Below are 23884 nucleotides of genomic sequence, written 5' to 3' on the forward strand. Positions count from 1 at the left end.
TACTTTCTTGTTTTTACCAACTTAATTCAATCCTGCCACAACCTTTTTAAAATTATAATTTCGTTTTTTTGCCTCATCATCAGCATAAATAACCTTGCCAATTTTACAAATATCGCTCACTTGTTTATAAATATCATTAATGGCTTCTATCTGCTCGTTGGTAAGTTTTTTAGTGTTTTTCTTTACTTCCTGAGACGTATTGGCTTCAATAATTTTGGGAGTTAAAGCAATAAGCTTATTGATAACTTCGATATCTAAACCCTTTTGAGTAAATGTATCGCTTAGCCACACATGATTTTCGCTTATGGCACTCAGCAAATCCATAGTTGCTGCTTGCTGCTTTTTGGTAACGCCTCTAAAAAATTCTTGATACCTAATGGTATCTAAACACTCTTGAGCGCTAGCAGGATCAAAGTTCACGTCTATCATAACATTTAAGCGTCTTATTAACGAGAACGCTTCTTCAATATGATTAGTCACGGTTGATGTGGCTTGCTTAAGCGTGGCATGTTTATTAACGCCCACAACAGTTTGCCGTGTACTATCTATCTCTGCTTTAAAGTTTGTGAAATACTCTGGTGTAAGACTGGGTTTAATCAATACTAAATCAGCTTGATTAGTTTCTGCTGATTGTGCAATTACAGCGCATGCACTAAGGGTGGTTGAGGCCGCCCCTGGGAATTTTCTGTTCATAGTTAAAAATTTAATAGTTTATGTCTTGTCTATACGAATATTACAATAATAATTCTTATTTACAAATATAAACTACGCGCATTAGCCTATCTATTATATGTTTACAGCAGGTGTGTTAGTTATTCAGTAACCCTACTTTTATCAAAATTTTGTGTTCGGAGGCTATAAATTTTGTGTCGCAACGCATAATAATTACTTCGGAGGGCAAAATACTGTTGCTTTAGCTTTCAGCAATCAATCGGATATCAAAACAACAAATCTTTTACCGTAGCAATTGGTCGTAATGATAGAATAACAAGTCGCAGGCTTTGCGCACTCAATCGCAGCTCATAAAAAGGTAACTTTTAGTATGCGCTGCGTTGCTTTGGGCATTTACATACATCGGAATACTTGTTAACAGTTACTTGGGCTTTGCGCATTGTATTTTATGCCTAAATTTTTACTTCGTGTGATCTAAATGCCTCATCGCAGTGTATAATGTCTCGCTCTTTTGCTTTGTTGATAAAGTAGTATTACTTACTCACTCCATCTTAAAAAGGCAGCTAATGTGCTCAATATATTAGTGTTTACTGCTGTCTATTTATTCGTAGTTCCCGACTAGTATATCGACTTGTTAATAAGTGCAGAACCGAATTTTTACCCACGTTTTGTTTAAACGTAGTTATCAAACATTCGCGTTTGGCTATTAGTAGTTTTTAAGAGAAGTTATTTCTATTTAAATCAAATTCCTGCGTATATATTAACAGTGAAATCATTAAAAGATCATATTAAATTATTAATGATATAGGGTTTCAATTGTTGTAAGTTTTGAACAGTGATATTCATTATAGGTATATAACTTTATAGAAGATATTATATTTTTCAACAGATAGTTAACATTTTTGTGTGAGCGATTGCAACGGCATCCTTTGGGAGCCCATTATGGCGACTAAAGATATAGTGGAAAGCGCGGCCCGAGATTAATATCGCTGAAGTTATTGACAAATGTGCTGACGAGGGACACACCCTGAAAATAGCTTTTAGTGATTAGTTAGAAGGCAGAGGTGTTTGTGTTTACGCCTAGAGGTCGCTTCTTGCATCGCGATGACGCAATATCGTGTAGGCGCCTCGTCACAGCGAGGAACGTGGCTGCCTCAAGGCGTCTGGTGTAAGTAATGTGTCTTGTTTATAATTTTTAGTGATGCGTTAGAAGGCTGAAGTATCTGAGTTTACGCCTTGAGATCGCTTCTTGCATCGCGATGACGCAATATCGTGTAGGTGCCTCGTCACAGCGAGGAACGTGGCTGTCTCAAGGCGTCTGGTGTAAGTAATGTGTCTTGTTTATAATTTTTAGTGATGCGTTAGAAGGCTGAAGTATCTGTGTTTGTGCCTTGAGATCGCTTCTTGCATCGCGATGACGTAATATCGTGTAGGCGCCTCGTCACAGCGAGGAACGTGGCTGTCTCAAGGTATCCTGTATAAGTAATGTGCTGTGTTTATAATTTTTAGTGATTAGTTAGAAGGCTGAAGTGTTTGTGTTTACGCCTTCAGATCGTTTAAATTATATGTGTTAAATTATAAACGGGAATTACTGTGCATATTGATACTGTAAATTCCGTTTATAATTGATCATTTATCACTTATAACTTCTAAGTTTTCGGCATAAAAAAAGCCGCTACACATAATGTGCAGCGGCTATTACAAATTTATTGTAAGAAGGGCATTATTTATATTCTTGCCAGCTTTTGATGGTAATATCCTCTTTACCCATTTTTGCAAAGGCTCTGATGAAAGCGCCCGCTAAACGTGCATTGGTAACCAATGGAATATTAAAATCGATAGCTCCACGACGGATTTTATAACCGTTGTTAAGCTCGTTAGTAGAAAGATTTTTAGGAATGTTAATAACTAAATCCATTTTCTTCTCTCTAATTAACTCTAAAGCATTTGGCTCTTTACCTTCGTCGCTTGGCCAGTAAACCAACTCAGTTTCTACACCGTTTTCGGCAAAGAATTTCTGTGTTCCGCTAGTGGCAAATAGGTTGTATCCTTTTTCTTTAAGTATTTTAACGGCGCTCAATAGTTCCATTTTAGAACGTAATGGACCTGCCGAAATTAATACGTTTTTCTCAGGAATTGTATAACCTACAGAAAGCATTGAAGTAAGGATAGCCTCGTCGAAGTTATCGCCAATACAACCTACTTCACCTGTTGACGACATATCAACACCTAACACAGGATCGGCTTTTGCTAAACGTGCAAAAGAGAATTGTGAGGCTTTGATACCTACATAATCAACATCGAATAAGTTTTTGCTTGGTTTTTCAACCTCCATACCCAACATTACTTTAGTGGCTAAATCGATAAGATTTACCTTAAGTATTTTAGATACGAATGGGAAACTACGCGATGCTCTTAGGTTACACTCAATTACTTTAAGCTCGTTGTTTTTACCTAAAATTTGCATGTTGAATGGTCCTGAGATGTTTAATGCTTTCGCAATCTCACGAGCAATTTTCTTCACGCGACGCATGGTTTCAATATATAGCTTTTGCGGAGGGAATACGATGGTTGCATCACCCGAGTGAACTCCGGCAAACTCAACGTGCTCCGAAATAGCGTAAGCTACTAACTCACCATCTTTAGCTACAGCATCTACTTCAATCTCTTTGGCTTCTTCGATAAACTCAGAAACTACAACAGGATACTCTTTAGATACGTTGGCTGCTAATGTAAGGAAGTGCTCTAACTCGTCTTTGTTACTTACCACATTCATGGCAGCACCCGAAAGTACGTAACTAGGGCGAACCAATACTGGGAAACCTACTTCATCAACAAAGGTGAAGATGTCTTCAATAGATGTTAACTCGTTCCAACGTGGCTGATCAATTCCTAAACCATCTAACATGGCAGAGAATTTCTGACGGTTCTCAGCTCCATCAATGTTTTGTGCCGATGTTCCTAAAATAGGTACATTCTGAGCATCTAATTTCATGGCCAAGTTGTTAGGAATTTGACCTCCCACAGATACGATAACACCTTTTGGTGCTTCAAGGTCGATGATATCTAATGTGCGCTCTAACGAAAGCTCATCAAAATATAAACGATCACACATGTCATAATCCGTACTTACCGTTTCAGGGTTGTAGTTAATCATAACAGAACGATGCTTCTGCTCGCGGATAGTGTTAAGTGCATTTACACTACACCAGTCAAACTCAACAGAAGAACCAATACGGTATGCACCCGAACCTAATACAATTACTGATTTGCCATCAGCTTCGTAGTCGATATCGTGCTCGCTACCGCTATAAGTTAAGTACAAGTAGTTAATTTGTGCAGGGAACTCACCAGCCATGGTGTCAATCTGCTTCACTACTGGTAATATATTACGTTTTTTACGCTCAGCTCTTACTTTTAATAAGTCGTCGCCAATAACTTCGCTTGTGCTCTTAAATACAGAACGTGCTACTTGGAAATCGGAGAAACCTGAACGTTTTGCATTTCTTAATAAGTCAGAAGGAAGTGCCTCAAGCTTATCAAATGCTTTTAATTCTGTTTCAATGTTACTGATGTTCTTTAATTTCTCAAGGAACCAATGGTCAATTCTACTTAGTTTGTGAATTTCTTCAACTGTCATTCCCATTTGGAATGCTTCAGCAATGGCATAAATACGTTGGTCGGTAGGTTCTGCTAATTCTGTTTTAACATCAATTCCTTTTAAAGGCTGATTGGCAACAAAACCGTGCATTCCTTGTCCAATCATACGTAAACCTTTTTGGATAGCCTCCTCAAAAGTACGACCGATAGACATAATCTCACCAACTGATTTCATACTTGAACCAATTTGCTTGCTTACGCCGTTGAATTTATTTAAATCCCAACGTGGTATTTTACAAACAACGTAATCTAATGCAGGCTCAAAGAATGTAGAGGTAGTTTTAGTTACCGAGTTTTTAAGCTCATGTAAGCCATATCCTAGTCCTAATTTAGCAGCCACAAATGCCAATGGGTAACCTGTAGCTTTAGAGGCTAATGCCGATGAACGTGATAAACGAGCATTTACCTCAATAACTCTGTAATCTTCAGAGTAAGGATCTAATGCATATTGAACATTACACTCACCAACTACTCCGATATGACGGATAATTTTAATAGCTAACTCACGTAATTTATGATATTCAGAGTTCGATAAAGTCTGAGAAGGTGCAATTACAATACTTTCACCGGTGTGGATACCTAGTGGATCAAAGTTCTCCATATTACAAACTGTAATACAGTTGTTATGGCGGTCACGCACAACTTCGTACTCAACTTCTTTCCATCCCTTAAGTGATTCTTCAACCAATATCTGATCAGAGTATGAGAAAGCATTTTCGGCACGTTCAACCAACTCTTCTCTGTTGTAACAGAAACCAGAACCCATACCTCCTAATGTAAACGCAGCGCGCACAATAATAGGAAAGCCAATTTCGTCAGAAGCTTTTAAAGCATCCTCAACCGAACCTACAGCTACACTAATAGGGGTTTTTACATCAATTTCTCTTAGTTTGTTGGCGAAAATCTCTCTATCCTCAGTGTTAATGATAGATTGTACTGGCGTACCTAATACCTCAAGGTTGTACTTTTCAAGAGTACCAGCTAAATATAGCTTGGTTCCACAGTTAAGAGCTGTTTGACCTCCAAAAGCTAATAATATACCTTGTGGTTTTTCTTTTTTAATTACCTCTTCTACAAAATAAGGGGTAACTGGTAAAAAGTAAATTTTGTCGGCAATGTTTTCCGAAGTTTGAACGGTAGCAATGTTCGGATTAACCAATACCGTTTCGATACCTTCTTCTTTTAATGCTTTTAGGGCTTGCGATCCCGAATAGTCAAACTCTCCGGCTTCTCCAATCTTAAGCGCGCCTGATCCAAGGATAATTACCTTTTTAATCTCTTTGTTCATCTTTTTGGCTATTATGAAATTGATGTATTCTTATGCATCTTTAATGGAAATTAACAAAAAAGGTTCACCGTTGTAAACTTCAATTTACCTGTTAATCTCAGAAATGGACATGACAAAAAGAGGCTCTAAATTGTCTTTGTTGCTGTAAAATAGAGTCTTCAGTGATAATCATGTTTCTTTATCGGATGCAAAAATACAAATAATTATCAATTATTATTTGATTATTTTAAAAAAGTGAATAAATTTGCATTGCATATGAATAAATATACAAAATGAAGATAAAGGCACAACGATTATCTGAGATTAAAAATATCATTAACAATCAGAAAGTGGGTAGCCAAGAGGAATTGTTATCTCTTCTTGGGGAATCTGGTTTTCTGACAACTCAGGCTACTTTATCTAGAGACTTGAAGTTTTTAAAGGTATCAAAGGTGCCTGATTCGGAGAAGGGATATATTTATGAATTGCCCAATTCTGCTGCATCAAAAGTAGTGGAAGAGGATTTGCATGAGGATTTTCCGCTTTCGGGAGTGGAATCCATTGATTTCTCAGGTAATATGGCTGTAATTAAAACCCGACCAGGGTTTGCTGCAAGTATTGCTTCGGTGATTGATAGTCATGAGCCCTATGAGATATTAGGTACAATTGCAGGTGATGATACTATTTTGCTAATTTCCAGAGAGGGTATTGCAAAAGGTTATGTGGTGGATGCCTTATCGATGTTTATCCCGGGAGTGAAAAATAAAGTGTTGTAGAGTTTAGGTATATAATATATATAATGTCTAGCGAGTTTAATATAGAGGTTGCCCAAAAGGAGCATTTGGATTATGTGGATGTAATTTTACAAACCATAGCTGATGCTGCAAAGGTACGTGGAACAGGTATTGCGAAGCGTAGTCCGGGTTACATTATTCAGAAAATAAATGAAGGGAAGGCCATTATTGCGCTTGACCCGGATGGAATTTTCGCAGGTTTCTGTTACGTTGAGTCATGGGGGCACAATCGTTTTGTGGCTAACTCAGGGTTAATAGTTGCTGATGCTTTTAGAGGTTTAGGTTTAGCAAAGGCTATTAAGGCGAAAGCTTTTGAAGTTTCTCGTGAGATGTTTCCAAAAGCCAAGTTGTTCGGATTAACAACCGGGTTGGCTGTAATGAAGATTAATTCCGAGTTAGGATATAAGCCCGTTACATTTTCAGAGTTAACAGATGATGAAATGTTTTGGAAGGGTTGCCAAAGTTGTGTGAATTACGATATTTTGGTTCGTACCAATCGAAGACATTGTTTGTGCACGGGTATGCTTTTCGATCCTGAAAAGGATAATAAGAAAGATGAGCCAGCTAAAAGCCTTGGTGTTTATGACAGGTGGTTGCAGTTAAAGCAATCTATCTTTCTAAAGGGCGGTTCTAAACGAAATAAGTTTTCGTACCTAAAGAGATTGCAGGCTAAATTTATAGCCTTGTTTTAAAATTAATGAGAATACAGTTTTGTATCGTAATAGATACAATAGATAAAAATATATATAATGGAAAAGGTTGTTTTAGCTTTTAGTGGTGGTTTAGATACGTCGTTTTGCGTAAAGTACTTAAAGCACGAAAAGAATTTAGATATTTATTCAGCAATTGCCAATACAGGTGGTTTTTCTGATGATGAATTGGTTAATATCGAAAAAGGAGCTTATGATTTAGGTGTAACTAAGCATGTGGCTCTTGATGTAACTGATGTGTATTACAGAAACTGTATTCGCTACATGATTTATGGTAATATCTTAAAAAACAATACTTATCCATTATCAGTAAGTTCGGAGCGCATTTTCCAAGCTTATGCAATTGTTGATTATGCTCGTAAAATTGGGGCAAAATATATTGCTCATGGTAGTACGGGTGCTGGTAACGATCAAATTCGTTTTGATTTAACATTCCAAATTATTGCTCCTGAGATTGAAATAATTACTCCTATTCGCGATTTAACGTTATCGCGCGAAGCGGAAATTGATTATTTAAAGAAGCATGGCGTTGTTAAGGACTGGAAAAAGATGGATTATTCTATCAACAAAGGTCTTTGGGGAACGAGTATAGGAGGTAAAGAAACCTTAACTACAAACGAAACTTTACCAGAAGAGGCTTATCCATCTCAATTGCAGAAAGAAGACTCTGAGGAGTTGGTGATAGAATTCGCAAAGGGTGAAATCTCTACAGTAAACGGAGAGAGTTTTGCCACAGGAATTGACGCCATCAGAAAAATTGAAGAAATAGGTTCGGCATATGCTATCGGAAGAGATACTCACGTTGGAGATACCATTATCGGTATTAAAGGGCGTGTTGGTTTTGAGGCTGCAGCGCCATTGTTAATAATAAAGGCACACCACTTATTAGAGAAGCATACTTTAACCAAGTGGCAAATGTACTGGAAAGAGCAGTTGAGTAATTGGTATGGTATGTTATTGCACGAAGCACAATATACAGAGCCTGTAATGCGCGATATTGAGAAATTCTTAGATAACTCTCAAGAAAACGTTAATGGTAAAGTAATTATGAAATTACATCCTTATCGTTTTGAGTTGGTAGGAATTGAATCGGATAACGATTTAATGAACTCTGGTTTCGGTGATTATGGCGAAATTAACAAGGGTTGGTCTGGTGATGACGTAAAAGGATTTACATCAATATTAGGGAATCAATTGAAGATATTTAACAAGGTTAATAAAGGATCTTTAGATATTAACTAATCTAGTATTAGTGTATTAATTAAGTTTTTAAGTAGAGGTTAGGAGGTGATTCAGGTTTTGCTACGGATTCATCTGAATCATTTTCTACCTCGTTTATTAAGATATAGAAATGATAAAAGTAGGTATTGTTGGTGGAGCAGGTTATACTGCAGGTGAGTTATTGAGAATCTTAATTTGTCATCCCGAAGTAGATATTACCTGTATACAAAGTACAAGTAATGCTGGAAATGCTGTTTCATCAGTACATACAGACTTGTTGGGAGATACAGAACTAAGTTTTGTGGCTGATTTAGATACTAGCGTAGTTGATGTTATTTTCCTTTGCATGGGACATGGAAAATCTGTTGAGTTTTTAACAGAGAATACGATTCCTGCACATATCAAAATTGTAGATTTAAGTCACGACTACCGTTTAAATCGTGATGGTAACGATTTTATTTACGGTTTGCCCGAGTTAAATCGCGAAGAGATTAAGAAGTCAACAAAAATTGCAAATCCAGGATGTTTTGCAACGGCTATTCAGTTTGCCTTATTGCCATTAGCTTCGGCAAAAGCGTTAAACGAAGTGCACGTAAATGCCATAACAGGTTCAACAGGTGCGGGGCAAAAGCCTACTGCAACTTCTCATTTTAGTTGGAGAAATAGTAATGTATCGGTTTATAAAGCATTTGCACATCAGCATTTAGGTGAGATAAAACAATCTTTATCTCAATTGCAAGAAGGCTTTTCAGAGGCGGTTAATTTTATCCCTGTACGTGGTAATTTTACTCGTGGAATTATGGCTACGGCTTATGCCGAGACTGATTTATCAGAACAAGAAGTAATTAAATTATATAAGACTTATTATAAAGATCATCCGTTTGTGATAGTATCCGATGTTAACCCGCATTTAAAGCAGGTGGTTAACACAAATAAGGGTATTGTTTATGTAGAGAAGCATGATGGGAAGGTATTAATCATTAGTATGATTGATAATCTAATAAAGGGAGCTTCAGGACAAGCGGTTCAGAATATGAATTTAATGTTTGGTTTAGAGGAAACAACAGGCTTACGTTTAAAGTCGGTTGGATTCTAAGCTTCCTAGATATTAAGTTAATAATAGTAAAAGACAATGCTGGAGAGTCTTGCAATACAAAAAGTATTGCAAGACTTTTTATTAATTGTCAATTAAAAACAAGCCATTTTGTAAATGGTATAAGTAGTTAAAATATGAAGTTGTTTGATGTATATCCATTGTTCGATATTGAGCCAGTAAAGGCACAAGGTTCTTATATATGGGATAAAGAAGGAAATAAATATCTCGATTTATATGGTGGTCATGCGGTAATTTCAATTGGTCATACGCATCCACATTATGTGAAACGAATATCAGATCAATTAAATAATATTGGTTTTTATTCTAATTCTGTTCAAAATCAACTTCAAAAAGATTTAGCCCAAAAGCTTGGCGAAGTATCGGGTTTACCTGATTACGATCTGTTTTTGTGTAATTCAGGAGCCGAAGCTGTTGAGAATGCATTGAAAGTAGCATCTTTCAAAACGGGTAATAAAAAAGTGATTTCCTTTAAAAAAGGATTCCATGGGCGAACATCTGCAGCAGTAGCTATTACTGATAACCCTAAGATTGTAGCGCCAATAAATGCCAATCACGAAAGTGTAATTTTGGAGTTAAACGACCTTGCTGCAGTTGAAGCAGAACTGAAGAAAGGGGATGTTTGCGCCGTAATTATCGAAGGTATTCAGGGAATAGGAGGTATTGTAGTACCTAATTCTTCATTTCTAGAAGGGTTAGGTGACATCTGCGAAAAGTACAATGCCATCCTTATTTTGGATGAAATACAATCAGGATATGGTAGATCAGGTAAATTTTTCGCTTTTCAGTATAGCAATGTTAAGCCCGATATAATTACAATGGCAAAAGGGATGGGCAACGGCTTTCCTATTGGCGGCGTTTTAATCTCTGAAAAGTTTGAGCCATGGTTTGGTATGTTAGGTACAACTTTCGGAGGTAATTACCTAGCTTGTGCTTCTGCACTTGCTGTTTTAGAGGTGATTGAAGAGGAAAAATTGGTTGAAAATTCTTTTGAGGTAGGGAAGTACTTAATTACTCGTGCAAAAAAAGAATTAAAAGATTGTGAAATAAGTGGTAACGGACTAATGATTGGTCTGAAATTTGCATATCCAATTGGTGATTTGAGAAAGCAACTTTTGTTTGAAGATAAAATCTTCACAGGAGTCTCAGGTACCAACATTATACGGATATTACCACCCCTTAATTTAACAAAGAAAGAAGCTGATTTATTTATGGATAAATTGGTCTCACGTTGTATATAATGGTGCCTGATGCTATGTTATAAACATAAAGACATTAGGTTATGGTTAAATCTTTCTGGAACGAAGAGTGGAAAGAGATTAATTTTGAAGAAGGCGCTCTTAAGAAAAAGTATGCGATTTCGAATTACGGAAGAATAGTTAGTTACATTACTTCTGTAAAAGAAGGTGATGTAATTAGAGGAGGAGTCCTACGTGGTTATCCTACCTTGCCTATTCGCCCATTCGGAAAATCAAAAACTTTTTATGTGCATAAATTAGTTGCACAGTATTTTTTAGAACAACCTAGCGAGGATGCTACATTTGTAATTCATTTAGATTATAATAAATCGAATAATTACATCGAAAATTTAAAATGGAGCACTAAGGATGAGGTATATGAGCACCAACAAAGTAATCCTGCTGTAATTGGAGCCAGACAAAAGCTTAAAGGACGCAAAACAGTTCAAGGGCACAAGTTGACTTCAACAGAAGTGATTAGATTAAAAAAGAAGATTTTTGACCCCAATAGGAAGTCAAGACTTAAGATTATTGCAAAGCAATTTGGAATTAGCGAAATGCAACTGTATCGTATTAAGTCTGGTGAAAACTGGGGACATGTTAAAATAGAAATTAATGGCGTAGAATATTAGTAAGTTGTATAACTTGAGCTACTATTTTACGCTTAAGTCACTAACTTACTATGAATAACAAAAAAATAGCCATTATTGGAGGTGGTAACCTTGGCCAAGCAATAGCAAAAGGCCTTGTAGCTTCTGAAATTATTGAAGCAGCCAACTTAACAGTTACCCGACGTCGTTTAAAATTGATTCAGAATTTATCCGATTTAGGCATTAATACTATTTCGGATAATAGTGAAGCGGTTGATGGTGCCGATATTATTTTTCTTGCCGTTAAACCTTATCAGGTTGAAAGTATCATTACAGAAATAAAAGATGCTGTAAATAGTGATGCCATCATTATTTCATTGGCAACAGGTGTTAGTACGGCTGATTTACAAAACTATTTTGATAAGCAATTGGCTTTCTTTTTAGCCATGCCAAATACTGCCGTTGCAATTGGTGAGTCAATGACTTGTATTGCGGCATTAAATGCAAGTGAGGAGCAAGAGAAATTGGTACTTACTTTATTTAACCAAGTAGGTCAAGCCCTTATTATTCCTGAAGAATTAATGTCGTCGGCAACAGTGCTTGCTGCTTGCGGAATTGCATATGCATTACGCTTTGTAAGAGCCGCTACTCAAGGTGGTATCGAAATAGGTTTTGGTTCAGATCTAGCTTTAAAAATTGCTGCCCAAACAGTAAAGGGAGCTGCAGAGTTATTAATCCAATCAGGAACACATCCCGAACAAGAAATTGATAAAGTAACTACACCTCGCGGCGTTACCATTTCTGGTTTAAATGAAATGGAACACCAAGGTTTTAGTTCATCCCTTATTAAGGGTTTGATTACTTCATTCAACAAGGTTCAAAACGGCTAATATATTTTCTGTGTTTAAATCCATTACAATAAAAATTGGTTCCAACGTATTAACTGGAAATGATGGAATGTTGAATGAGAATAGGGTTTCTCATTTGGTAGATCAGATTTCCGACTTACATCGAAAGAAAAAAAAGGTAATTCTTGTTTCGTCAGGAGCAGTTGCTGCAGGCCGTTCTATGGTGAAGGTATGCAAAAAAACAGATACTGTTTCAGAACGTCAATTACTATCTTCGGTAGGTCAAGTGAAACTTTTAAATACCTATTTTCAATTATTTGATGCGCACGGAATAAAGTGTGCCCAGGTTTTAGTAACCAAGCAAGATTTTCGTTCGAGAGAACATTATCTTAATATGAAAAATTGTATCACTACTTTGTTGGATAATGGAATTCTTCCAATCATCAATGAAAATGATGCAGTTTCAGTTACGGCTCTAATGTTTACTGATAATGACGAGCTAGCTGGCTTATTGGCTACAATGATGAGTTCTGAAGCCTTGTTTATTTTAAGTAATGTAGATGGTATTTACAATGGCAACCCAACTAATCCGGATGCCACAGTAATTCGATCTATTGATGGTTCTAATGCAGATTTATCAGAATACATATCTACTACCAAGTCTAACTTTGGTAGAGGTGGAATGTTAACTAAATGTAGGATGGCTCAGAAAACTGCATCCTCGGGTATTTCGGTGCACATCGCCAACGGAACGACCGATAATATATTAACTAGCTTAAATAAAAATCACCAAGAGGTAATTCATACACAGTTTAAGCCGGGTGATAAATATCCGGCAGTTAAAAAGTGGATGGCCTATTCCGAAGACTTTGCGAATGCTGAGGTAGTTGTTAATCAAGGTGCTTATGATGCTTTAATCTCAAAAAAGGCCACAAGCTTATTATTGGCTGGTGTGGTAAAGTTGATTGGAAATTTCCAAAAAGGAGATTTATTAAGGATATCAACCGAAGCTGGCGAATCAATAGGTATTGGTAAAGCTAAATATGGGAGAGAAGAAGCTGATTCACATATGGAGGATTCTAAATTCCAACCATTAATCCATTACGATTATTTATATCTAAACCAATAATTTAAAATCGAAACTTGAAAAAATAGAAATATGAAGTGTCTATCTCAATTTCAGAATGTAAAAGAGGCTGCTCGCAGCATGTCTCAAGTTAAAAAAGCCGATATCGTTGACTTATTAAATGCTGTTGCCGATGAAGCTGAAAAGAATATTGAAAGTCTTTTAATAGAAAATAAAAAAGACTTGGATAGAATGGATTCTAATGACCCCAAGTACGATAGATTAAAATTAACCAAAGATAGAATTGAAGGAATTGCCGGAGAAATGCGAAATGTAGCACAGCTACCTTTTCCAATTGGCGAGATTCTCGAAGAAAAAACATTGGATAATGGACTAAAACTAAAAAAGGTTCGTGTGCCTTTAGGTGTAATCGGCGTAATATACGAGGCGCGTCCAAATGTTACATTTGATGTTTTTGCACTATGTATGCAATCGGGAAATGCTTGTGTGTTAAAGGGAAGTAGCGATGCCGAGTATTCAAACAAAGCAATTGTTTCTTTAATCCATGGAGTATTGAAAGCAAAAGGTTTTAATTCTGAGGTATTGCAATTATTGCCTCCCGATCGTTCAGCAGCCACAGAGCTAATGAATGCCATTGGATATGTTGATATATTGATACCGCGTGGATCGCAGGGATTAATCAATTCAGTTCGTGAAAATGCCAATATACCTGTAATTGAAACAGGTGCCGGTATTGTACACACTTATGTAGATGCTTCTGCAGATAATAAAAAAGCCATTGATGTGGTTGTAAACGCCAAAACAAGAAGGGTTAGTGTATGTAATGCATTAGATTGCTTGGTTATTCACAAGGATAAATTAGCTCTTTTGCCTCAAATATTAGCTCCAATGAAAGCATTTGATGTTGAAGTTTTTGCGGATGAGGATGCTTTTGAAGCTGCAGGAGATTATCCAACCCAATTACTTCAAAAAGCAGATGAAGAGTCATTCGGGACTGAATTCTTGGCGCACAAAATGTCTATAAAAACCGTGTCTGATATTGATGAGGCATTGGATCATATATATAAGTTTAGTTCAAAGCATAGTGAAGCTATTATTGCAGAAGATGCAACAGTAATAACTCAGTTTTTTAATGAGGTTGATGCAGCTGCAGTATATGCAAATGCTTCCACGGCCTATACCGATGGTGCTCAATTTGGTTTAGGTGCCGAGATTGGTATCAGCACACAAAAGTTACATGCACGCGGACCAATGGCTTTGCGCGAGTTAACAAGTTATAAGTGGTTGGTAACGGGTGATGGTCATACTAGAGCATAAGTATTAGCATTGAATTTTGTAGGTGTAAAATCATCATGATTTAATTTTAAAAATAGGTATACGATATTTACGTTTTGTAAATAAATCTTATGTCTTGATACTATATTTAAAAGAAATGAAAAGATTTTTAAAAGTAGATGATATTGGCGATTTAAAGCAAGCTTTAAAAGATGCCTTCGAAGTAAAAAAGAATCCTTATGCTTTTCAAGAGTTAGGGAAAAATAAAACCATCATTCTAGTATTTTTTAACTCAAGTTTGCGTACGCGTTTAAGTACCCAAAAAGCAGCAATGAATATGGGAATGAATGTGATGGTTTTAGATATCAATAATGGTGCTTGGAAACTAGAAACAGAGCAAGGCGTAATTATGGATGGTGATAAACCTGAGCACATCAAAGAAGCTGTGCCTGTTATTGGTCAGTATTGCGATTTAATAGGGGTTCGTTCGTTTGCTACTTTTGAGAATAAAGAAGATGATTATTCAGAAAAGATCATCAACCAATTTATTCAATATTCAGGTGTGCCTGTTATCAGTTTAGAGTCAGCTACGCGTCATCCGCTTCAATCATTTGCTGATTTAGTAACCATTGAAGAGCATAAAACAGTTGACCGTCCAAAGGTTGTTTTAACTTGGGCACCGCACCCACGTGCATTACCTCAGGCAGTAGCCAACTCGTTTACCGAGTGGATGAAAGAAGCTGATGTAGAATTTGTAGTAACACACCCAAAAGGTTATGAGTTATCTGATGAATTTACAGAAGGTGTTACGGTTGAATATGATCAGCGTAAAGCATTTGAAGGTGCTGATTTTGTATATGCTAAAAACTGGTCATCGTTCTCAGATTATGGCAAAGTTCTTTCTGAGGATAAAGATTGGACTGTAGATGAGGAAAAGATGGCATTAACCAATAATGGTAAATTCATGCACTGTCTTCCGGTTCGCCGTAATATGATTGTTACTGATGGTGTTATTGAAAGCGAAAATTCTTTGGTTATTCAAGAGGCTGCCAATAGAGTAGTATCCGCTCAAGCAGTAATCAAGCGTATGCTTGAATCTTTAAAATAATTACTAATAAATTAGGCGTCAATTTTTGTAAGTGATATATCTCTTGTAAACAATGATGCCTAAAACTTTTTTATATAAAATGCAAAATATAACCATTGTTAAGGTTGGAGGAAAAGTTGTTGAGACTCCTGAATCTTTAAGTGAATTATTAAGCGATTTCGTGAAAATACCAGGATTAAAAATTTTGGTTCATGGTGGAGGACGTTCAGCTACTAAAATTGCAGAGAAGTTAGGTGTTGAAACTAAAATGGTTGAAGGCCGCCGAATTACAGATGCTGAAACTTTAGATGTGGTTACAATGGTTTACGGTGGTTTGGTAAATAAAAAAATTGTTGCCTCACTACAAGCCAATGGCGCTAATGCGATTGGTTTAACCGGAGCAGATTTAAATCTAATAAAAGCTAAAAAACGTCCGGTTAAGGATATTGACTATGGTTTTGTAGGCGATGTTGAATCTGTTCAGGTAGAAGAATTAACAGCTTTATTAAATCAGAATGTTGTTCCCGTTATCGCACCTTTAACGCATGATGGACAAGGAAATATGCTGAATACCAATGCCGATACCATGGCATCATCTTTGGCATCAGCATTAGCACCATTTTTTAATGTTAGCTTAATGTACTGTTTCGAGAAAAAGGGCGTACTTAGCAATCCGAATGACGATGATGCTGTTATTTCTAATCTAACAAAAGATTTGTTTAAAGAATATCAGCAGTCGGGAGTTATTAACGAAGGTATGATTCCTAAATTGGATAATGGTTTTACAGCCCTAAGTAAAGGTGTTGCTAAAGTTATTATTACCAATACACAAGGGATTGCATCTAATGATGGCTCAGGAACAATTTTAAGTAATTAATGATGATTGAATATCAGCAAGAATACGATGAAGCAGTTGCGTTATTAAAGCAATTGATTTCAATTAAGTCTTTAAGTAGAGAGGAGGAGGAAGCTGCAGATGCAATGGAATCTTACCTTCAATCAAAAGGCCTTGATGTAAATCGTAAAGGAAATAATGTATGGGTGTGGTCGGGTCAGAAAGATCCAAGCAAACCTGTTTTGCTGCTAAACTCGCATTTAGATACTGTAAAAGCATCCTCCAAATGGACTTACGAGCCGTTTTCTCCAACTCTTGAAAAAGGAGTTCTTTATGGTTTAGGGAGTAACGATGCCGGAGGACCATTGGTTTCACTGATGGCTACATTCTTATTATTGTCAAAAAGCGAACAGCCATTTAATTTGGTATTTGCTGCCACTGCCGAAGAAGAAATATCGGGCATAAATGGAGTGAGTTCTATTTTAGATGAATTGGGAAATATTGATCTAGGAATTATAGGAGAGCCTACTTTAATGCAGATGGCTGTTGCCGAAAAAGGTTTAATGGTTCTAGATTGTACGGCCAAAGGGAAAGCAGGTCATGCTGCACGTAATGAGGGACTTAATGCAATTTATGAAGCTTTGGCTGATATTGAGTGGTTTCGTACGTATCAGTTTCCTGAGGTTTCTGATTTGTTTGGACCTGTGAAAATGAGCGTTACTCAAGTTAATGCTGGTTCTCAACATAATGTAGTGCCTGATACTTGCTCTTTCGTAGTTGACGTTAGGCTAAATGAAAAGTATTCTAACAAAGAAGCTGCTAAGCTGATACAAGCACAGGTTAAATGTGATGCTGTTCCTCGAAGCACTCGATTAAATAGTTCGTATATTCCATTAGAACATCCGGTGGTAAAACGTGGTATCGAATTGGGAAGAGAATATTATGGATCGCCTACAACATCAGATCAGGCTGTTATGAGTTTTACAACATTGAAGATGGGACCTGGAGATTCTGCGCGTTCACATACTGCTGATGAGTATATTAAATTGGATGAAATTAAAGAGGGAATTCATCTTTATTACGAGATGCTTAATAATCTAAACATAAGAAGTTAAAAAATGTGATAATTATCATCATTTCGGAATGATTAATTTGAAATTATAAGTTTAAAAACATATATTTGCTTCAATTATAAGGTTTAGAGTATTTGCATTAACATTCTGTAATCTACACTATTTTGGAGCTCAAATACTTAACAGTGTAGAGTTTTAAATCTACACTTCTTTATGTAATTAACATGAAACTTTGGGATAAAGGAATTAAAGTAAACGATAAGGTTGAGGCTTTTACTGTGGGAAAAGATCGTGAAATGGATCTTTATTTAGCACCGTTTGATATATTAGGTACTATGGCTCACATTACTATGCTCGAATCTGTTGGTTTACTAGAGAAGGATGAGTTAGCGCAATTATTAGAGGCACTAAAAGCTTTGTATAAAAAGGCTATCAATGGCGAGTTTGTAATTGAGGATGGTGTTGAAGATGTGCATTCACAAGTTGAAATGTTACTAACCGCAGAGCTAGGTGATGTTGGTAAAAAAGTACACAGCGGACGTTCACGTAACGATCAGGTGCTACTCGACCTTAAATTATTTGTGAGAAATAAATTGCAAGAAGTGGTTGCTTCGGTAAACGATTTCTTTACTGCACTGCAAACACAAAGCGAAAAATATAAGGAAGTTTTAATTCCTGGATATACCCATTTACAGGTAGCGATGCCTTCATCATTTGGATTATGGTTTGGTGCTTATGCCGAAAGCCTTACCGATGATATGATGATGTTAAATGCCGCCTGGAAAATGTCAAATCAAAATCCATTAGGTGCTGCTGCTGGTTACGGAAGTTCATTTCCTTTAAACAGACAGTTAACAACTGATTTACTCGGATTTGACAATATGAACTACAATGTAGTTTATGCGCAAATGGGTCGTGGTAAAACAGAAAAGAACGTGGCAATGGCCTTAAGTTCTGTAGCTAGTACTGTTGGTAAATTTGCTATGGACTCTTGCTTATACATGAGCCAAAATTTTGGTTTTTTAACCCTACCGGGAGAACTAACCACTGGATCGAGTATTATGCCACATAAAAAAAATCCAGATGTATTTGAATTAATTAGAGCAAAGTGTAATGTAATTCAAGCTTTGCCAGAACAAATAGGTCTTATTGTCGGAAATTTACCATCGGGTTATTTCAGAGACTTACAGTTAATTAAGGAAACTTTTTTACCTGTATTCGATGATTTAATCAGTTGTTTAGATTTGGCAACATTTGCCGTTGAGAATATGACTATCAGTAAGGATGTACTTAGTAATGACATTTACAAGTACGCATTTAGTGTAGAAGAGGTAAATAAATTAGTTCTTCAAGGTGTTCCATTTAGAGATGCTTATAAACAAGTGGGTGCACAAATTGAAGAAGGAAAATTCGAACCGAGTATCGAGGTGAATCATTCCCACGAAGGTTCCATTGGTAATTTATGCACCAGTGAGATAAAACAAAAGATGGATGGCTTAATTCAATCCTTTAATATGGATAAAGTTCAGAAAGCCATTGAAGTACTTATTAATTAGAAAAAGAATATATGACGTTATTGGAAAACTTAGCTAAGAAGGCTGTACAATCATGTGAAATCCCCAAACAACTTTTTAACGAATATGGAGTGAAGAGAGGTTTGCGTAATGATGATTTCTCTGGTGTATTGGTTGGATTAACCCATATCGGAAATGTTGTCGGATACGATAAAAAAGACGGTGCCTTAGTTCCTCGCGAGGGAGAATTGTACTACCGTGGATATGAGTTGAAGGATTTAGCTAATGGTTTCATGTCTTCAGGGCGTCATGGCTTCGAAGAAACCGCATATCTTCTTTTAACTGGTCAATTGCCAAATGCTGATGAACTTAGTGCATTTAATGATCTACTAGGTGAAGAAAGTGAGTTACCACCATTCTTTTCAAAAAACATGATACTATCTCTCAGAGGTCGTGATGTAATGAATATGTTAGCTCGTTCAGTATTAGGTTTATATGCTGCCGATGAGGAAGCTGAAAATTTTGACGAGGTTAATCTAATTAAGCAAGCAGTGAGTTTAATAGCTAAATTCCCTGTGATTGTAGCTTATGCCTACTACGGAATGCGTCATTCTTTCCAACGTAAGTCATTAATTATTCGCCACCCACAAAAAGATTTAAGCTTAGCCGAGAATTTCTTGTATATGCTTAAGGGTAATGATTATACTAAACTTGAGGCTGATCTATTAGACCTTTCTTTAGTTATTCATGCTGAACATGGTGGAGGTAATAATTCTACATTTACTACTCGTTTGGTGAGTTCTGCTCAAACAGATACTTATTCAGCGATTGCTTCAGCTCTAGGATCTCTAAAAGGAGGTTTACACGGTGGTGCTAATCTTAAGGTTATTGATATGATGGATAACATCAAGGAAAACGTTAAAGATTGGGGTGATAAAAAAGAAGTAACGGAATATCTTTTGAAAATGCTTAATAAGCAAGCATTTGATAAAACAGGCAAGATCTACGGTATAGGTCATGCTATTTATACCTTGTCTGATCCACGAGCTGTTTTATTAAAAGAAAAAGCGCGTGAGTTAGCAGCTGAAAAAGATAGAATGGATGAATTTAAATTGTATGAATTAATTGAGGAGTTGGCTCCTGAAGTATTCTATCAGTTTAAAGGAGAAAATGCGAAAGTAATTTGTGCAAATGTCGATTTTTATTCAGGTTTCGTTTACCAATGTATAAAAATCCCTAAAGAAATATATACTCCAATTTTTGCTGTTGCCCGTATCGCTGGTTGGGCAGCGCATCGTATTGAGGAGGTTACATTCTCTAGTCGTCGTATTATCCGACCGGCTTATAAGTGTGTAATTGATCGTTCTACTTATCTTCCTTTGGAATCGAGATAAGTGTTTTTGTTGATTGGGTAATGAAAGGCTGTCTGTGGGGGAAACATCAGACAGCCTTTTTTGCGAGGCGTTGTATAAATATACAACCATATTAATAATTATGCATTTTATGTCATTTATTAGTGTGGCTAACAATTATTTATTAACTTTGCGCCAGAATTGTAAAAGAGTATGTGCATTTTTTCGAGTATCTCGATAAGGTGCATTTTTTCTGATAAATAATGGATTTATGCCTGAGATTAAAGAAATTAAATTAGTGCTGGAAGACGGAACAGTCTTCGAAGGAAAGTCGTTTGGATACCATAAATCAATAGCTGGTGAAGTTGTATTTAATACAGCCATGACTGGTTACCCTGAAAGTTTAACCGATCCATCGTACAAAGGACAAATATTAGTATCCACGTTTCCTTTAATAGGAAATTATGGTGTGCCTAAAAGCGATGAGGAAAATGGTATTCCTAAATTTTATGAGTCTGATCAGATTCATATTTCAGGTTTAATTATTTCAGACTATTCATTTGAATATAGTCACTGGAATGCAGAAGGCTCTTTAAGAGACTGGTTGATAAAAAACGAAATTCCTGGAATTTTTGATATCGATACACGTGCTTTAACAAAAGTGTTACGTGAAAAAGGTTCTATGTTAGGTAAAATATTAGTTGATGATACTGATATTGAGCAATATGATCCAAACTTCGATAACTTAGTAGCACAAGTAAGTATTACCGAAAAGAAGACCTACGGTAATGGTAAAAATAAAGTAGTACTTGTTGATACTGGTGCGAAATATAATATCCTACGTTGTTTATTAAAGCGCGATACTACAGTTACTGTTGTACCTTGGGATTATGATTTTACACAAGAAGATTACGATGGTGTAATGTTGTCAAATGGCCCGGGTAATCCAGAAATGTGTGAAGCTACAATTGCTAATATTAAAAAGGCTATTGAAATTGGTAAACCTATCTTCGGAATTTGTTTAGGTAATCAATTACTAGGTATGGCTTCTGGTGGAAAGACTTATAAATTAAAGTATGGACACAGAGCACATAATCACCCTGTAATTAAAGTAGGAACTGATAGTTGTTACATTACTTCTCAGAACCATGGTTACGCCTTAGATAATGATTCATTAACTGATGATTGGGAGCCATATTTTATCAATGTAAATGATAAAAGTAACGAAGGTATCAGACACAAGTCTAAACCTTTCTTCTCTACCCAGTTCCACCCTGAAGCATCAAGTGGACCAACGGATACAGAGTTTTTATTTGATGATTTTATCAAAAATATAGAAGATTATAAGAAGTAATTATTACTTCTCTATCGCATAAAAAGGCTAGTTGATTTATTTCAGCTAGCCTTTTTTTATTGGTTCAATTGAACTGTTTAAACTTTTGTATGTTTAATTTAAACAAAAGGCAAGTAGTATCATTACTCTTTAATAAACATGTTTGTTTTCGTACTAAACCATAATTTATGAGTCTAAATCTTTATAGGGAAGTTTGTTATAATACTTCAAAGCTGATTACTAAAAGTTATAGTACCTCTTTTTCTTTAGCTACATCATTAATGGAAGATGAAAAAAAGGAGGCCATATACGCTTTGTATGGTTTTGTTAGATTGGCAGATGAAATAGTTGATACTTTTCATCCCTATAATAAAGAAGAACTTTTGAATAAGCTACAAGACGAATTAGATTATGCATTAAAGCATAAAATTAGTACTAATGGTGTTTTGTATTCTTTTGTAGATACAGTTGAGCGGTTTAATATTTCATCTGAAAATATAACCGCTTTTATGGATAGTATGCGGGCTGATTTAACACAAACCACTTATCATACTGCCGATGATATGAATAAATATATTTATGGTTCAGCAGATGTGGTTGGTTTAATGTGCTTGAAAATATTTTGTAATGGCAATCAAGATCAATATGATGAATTGAAAAGTTCTGCAATGAGATTGGGCTCAGCATTTCAAAAGGTAAATTTTCTTCGTGATTTAAAAGATGACCTTCAAGTGTTAGGTAGGAGTTACTTCCCCGAATTATCAAATGCTACTTTTAACGAACAAACAAAAGCAAAAATTGAGAAATCAATTGATGAAGATTTTGAAGCAGCATATATAGGCTTGCGAAATCTGCCCGGGCGTTCAAAGCTCTCAGTTTTAGTGGCTTTTAATTATTATAATGGATTGCTTCAGAAAATTAAACGTACACCGCCACAAAAAATAATTAATCAACGCGTGCGTATTTCTAATATTCGTAAATACTATTTAATCTTAAAAACCATGGTGATGTATAAGCTTCGATTGGTTTAATTTTAAAATGATATTGTATGTGGTTTTATAATATATTATTTGGGATACTAGCCTATCTACTAATGGAGTGGATTGCAGCTTTGAGTCATAAATATTTGATGCATGGTTTATTAAAGAGTTGGCATGTAAGCCACCATATGCACGATTTAAAAAGACCTGATAAGCTTGTGCAAAATAATGGCTTCGAGAAAAACGATTTGTTCTTCTTAATTTTTGCTCTTCCAGCCATTGTTTTAATGATCCTGGGCATTAATCTACAGAATTGGATTATGCTTAGTATATCCATAGGAATCACATTTTATGGTATTACCTATTTTTTAATTCATGATGTTATGTATCATAAGAGAATTAAAATGTCGTTTATACAAAAAAAGCATGGGAAGTATTTTGAAGCAGTTTTACGCGCGCACAGAGGACATCATAAGCCTAAGAATAAGACAGATTTTGAGTCGTATGGCTTGTTAATCTTTCCTAGTAAATATCTAAAAGATAGTAAATGAGCCTGTACTTATTACTGATGCTAACTTCTATTCTAGTCCCTGTAGTTTTATCATTTGATAAAAAACTTGCTTTCTATAAGCGTTGGAAGGAAGTGCTTTTATCTATTATTTTAGTCGCACTGATATTTATAATTCCTGATATTTTCATTACAGAAGCGTCCGTTTGGGGGTTTAATTCAAAATATCATAGCAACCTTGTATTACTTGGATTGCCCATTGAAGAATATTTATTTTTCATAGTTATTCCTTACGCAAGCATGTTTCTTCACTATTCGTTGGTTCTTTATTTTCGTCAATTTAAATTACCTGCTAAGGGAACCAGAGTATTATCCATTTTCATAATTGCGGTATCGATTCTTACGTTCGTTTTTGTAGATAAATTTTACACCAGATATGCTTGTGTTTTAATGATGGGAGTTATTATTTATGGTACTTATAAAGCTGAAGGCTTATTATCAAAATTTTATGCAACATATACAATAATTCTACTTCCTTTTATAATAGTGGATGGGATATTAACAGGTTCATTAATTAGCGAACCTATTGTTTGGTATAACCCAAATGAAATTATTGGATTAAGAATACTGACTATCCCGATTGAAGATTTTATGTATGGCTTTAGTATGCTTTTACTGAACCTTCTTCTAACTGAGTGTTTTAAGGATTATTTTAATAAGAGCTAA

General features: G+C 35.8%; 20 protein-coding genes. 18 read left to right on the plus strand and 2 right to left on the minus strand.

Annotated features, from left to right (window positions below; genetic code table 11):
* Positions 1–21 precede the first annotated feature (21 nt).
* Together QMO11_RS08980 and carB are read right to left on the minus strand one after the other, a co-directional pair.
* A complete protein-coding gene (locus QMO11_RS08980; protein ID WP_282036972.1) occupies positions 22–693 on the minus strand; it encodes a hypothetical protein in 672 nt (223 codons plus the stop codon).
* A gap of 1702 nt (positions 694–2395) precedes the next feature.
* Positions 2396–5620 (minus strand): carbamoyl-phosphate synthase (glutamine-hydrolyzing) large subunit, encoded by a 3225-nt coding sequence (gene carB / locus QMO11_RS08985; protein ID WP_068474536.1) that lies wholly within the window; start codon positions 5618–5620, stop codon positions 2396–2398.
* A 272-nt stretch (positions 5621–5892) separates the two neighbouring features.
* Here carB and QMO11_RS08990 point away from each other — a divergent pair, with 272 nt between their 5' ends.
* From QMO11_RS08990 to QMO11_RS09075, 18 genes are all read left to right on the plus strand, one after another.
* Positions 5893–6375, plus strand: a complete 483-nt coding sequence (locus tag QMO11_RS08990) for an arginine repressor (protein ID WP_068474534.1) — start codon at positions 5893–5895, stop codon at positions 6373–6375.
* A 23-nt stretch (positions 6376–6398) separates the two neighbouring features.
* Complete coding sequence (locus QMO11_RS08995) at positions 6399–7085, plus strand: GNAT family N-acetyltransferase (RefSeq protein WP_068474531.1); 687 nt, start codon at positions 6399–6401, stop codon at positions 7083–7085.
* A 57-nt stretch (positions 7086–7142) separates the two neighbouring features.
* Positions 7143–8345: an argininosuccinate synthase gene (locus QMO11_RS09000; protein ID WP_068474529.1), complete on the plus strand. Its 1203-nt coding sequence runs from the start codon at positions 7143–7145 to the stop codon at positions 8343–8345.
* 109 nt (positions 8346–8454) lie between these two features.
* A complete protein-coding gene (gene argC, locus QMO11_RS09005) occupies positions 8455–9420 on the plus strand; it encodes an N-acetyl-gamma-glutamyl-phosphate reductase (RefSeq protein ID WP_282036974.1) in 966 nt (321 codons plus the stop codon).
* Positions 9421–9554: 134 nt separating this feature from the next.
* Positions 9555–10679: an aspartate aminotransferase family protein gene (locus tag QMO11_RS09010; protein WP_282036975.1), complete on the plus strand. Its 1125-nt coding sequence runs from the start codon at positions 9555–9557 to the stop codon at positions 10677–10679.
* A 41-nt stretch (positions 10680–10720) separates the two neighbouring features.
* Positions 10721–11308 carry an NUMOD4 domain-containing protein gene (locus tag QMO11_RS09015; RefSeq protein WP_068474521.1) on the plus strand — a complete coding sequence of 196 codons (588 nt, stop codon included), beginning with the start codon at positions 10721–10723 and terminating at the stop codon, positions 11306–11308.
* Positions 11309–11358: 50 nt separating this feature from the next.
* Complete coding sequence (proC, locus tag QMO11_RS09020) at positions 11359–12156, plus strand: pyrroline-5-carboxylate reductase (protein WP_282036976.1); 798 nt, start codon at positions 11359–11361, stop codon at positions 12154–12156.
* Positions 12157–12166: 10 nt separating this feature from the next.
* A complete protein-coding gene (gene proB, locus QMO11_RS09025) occupies positions 12167–13243 on the plus strand; it encodes a glutamate 5-kinase (protein ID WP_282036977.1) in 1077 nt (358 codons plus the stop codon).
* Positions 13244–13273: 30 nt separating this feature from the next.
* Positions 13274–14518 carry a glutamate-5-semialdehyde dehydrogenase gene (locus QMO11_RS09030; RefSeq protein WP_282036978.1) on the plus strand — a complete coding sequence of 415 codons (1245 nt, stop codon included), beginning with the start codon at positions 13274–13276 and terminating at the stop codon, positions 14516–14518.
* 115 nt (positions 14519–14633) lie between these two features.
* Complete coding sequence (locus QMO11_RS09035) at positions 14634–15584, plus strand: N-acetylornithine carbamoyltransferase (protein ID WP_282036979.1); 951 nt, start codon at positions 14634–14636, stop codon at positions 15582–15584.
* Positions 15585–15663: 79 nt separating this feature from the next.
* A complete protein-coding gene (gene argB / locus QMO11_RS09040; RefSeq protein WP_282036980.1) occupies positions 15664–16440 on the plus strand; it encodes an acetylglutamate kinase in 777 nt (258 codons plus the stop codon).
* A gap of 2 nt (positions 16441–16442) precedes the next feature.
* On the plus strand, positions 16443–17513 hold the full coding sequence (locus QMO11_RS09045; RefSeq protein WP_282036981.1) for a M20 family metallo-hydrolase: 1071 nt from the start codon (positions 16443–16445) through the stop codon (positions 17511–17513).
* A 182-nt stretch (positions 17514–17695) separates the two neighbouring features.
* Positions 17696–19027, plus strand: coding sequence for an argininosuccinate lyase (gene argH, locus QMO11_RS09050; RefSeq protein WP_282036982.1), 1332 nt, complete (start codon positions 17696–17698; stop codon positions 19025–19027).
* Positions 19028–19038: 11 nt separating this feature from the next.
* Positions 19039–20379, plus strand: a complete 1341-nt coding sequence (locus QMO11_RS09055) for a citrate synthase (RefSeq protein WP_282036983.1) — start codon at positions 19039–19041, stop codon at positions 20377–20379.
* A gap of 229 nt (positions 20380–20608) precedes the next feature.
* Positions 20609–21691 carry a glutamine-hydrolyzing carbamoyl-phosphate synthase small subunit gene (carA, locus tag QMO11_RS09060; protein ID WP_282036984.1) on the plus strand — a complete coding sequence of 361 codons (1083 nt, stop codon included), beginning with the start codon at positions 20609–20611 and terminating at the stop codon, positions 21689–21691.
* Between the two features lie 167 nt (positions 21692–21858).
* On the plus strand, positions 21859–22701 hold the full coding sequence (locus QMO11_RS09065; protein WP_282036985.1) for a phytoene/squalene synthase family protein: 843 nt from the start codon (positions 21859–21861) through the stop codon (positions 22699–22701).
* Between the two features lie 17 nt (positions 22702–22718).
* Positions 22719–23201 (plus strand): sterol desaturase family protein, encoded by a 483-nt coding sequence (locus QMO11_RS09070; protein ID WP_282036986.1) that lies wholly within the window; start codon positions 22719–22721, stop codon positions 23199–23201.
* The gene (locus QMO11_RS09075) at positions 23198–23884 is read left to right on the plus strand and encodes a lycopene cyclase domain-containing protein (protein ID WP_282036987.1); all 687 of its coding nucleotides are present in this window, start codon (positions 23198–23200) and stop codon (positions 23882–23884) included. The genes QMO11_RS09070 and QMO11_RS09075 overlap by 4 nt, the downstream gene beginning before the upstream one ends.

The sequence above is a fragment of the Saccharicrinis aurantiacus genome (assembly GCF_947489045.1).
Taxonomy (GTDB): Bacteria; Bacteroidota; Bacteroidia; order Bacteroidales; family Marinilabiliaceae; genus Saccharicrinis; species Saccharicrinis aurantiacus.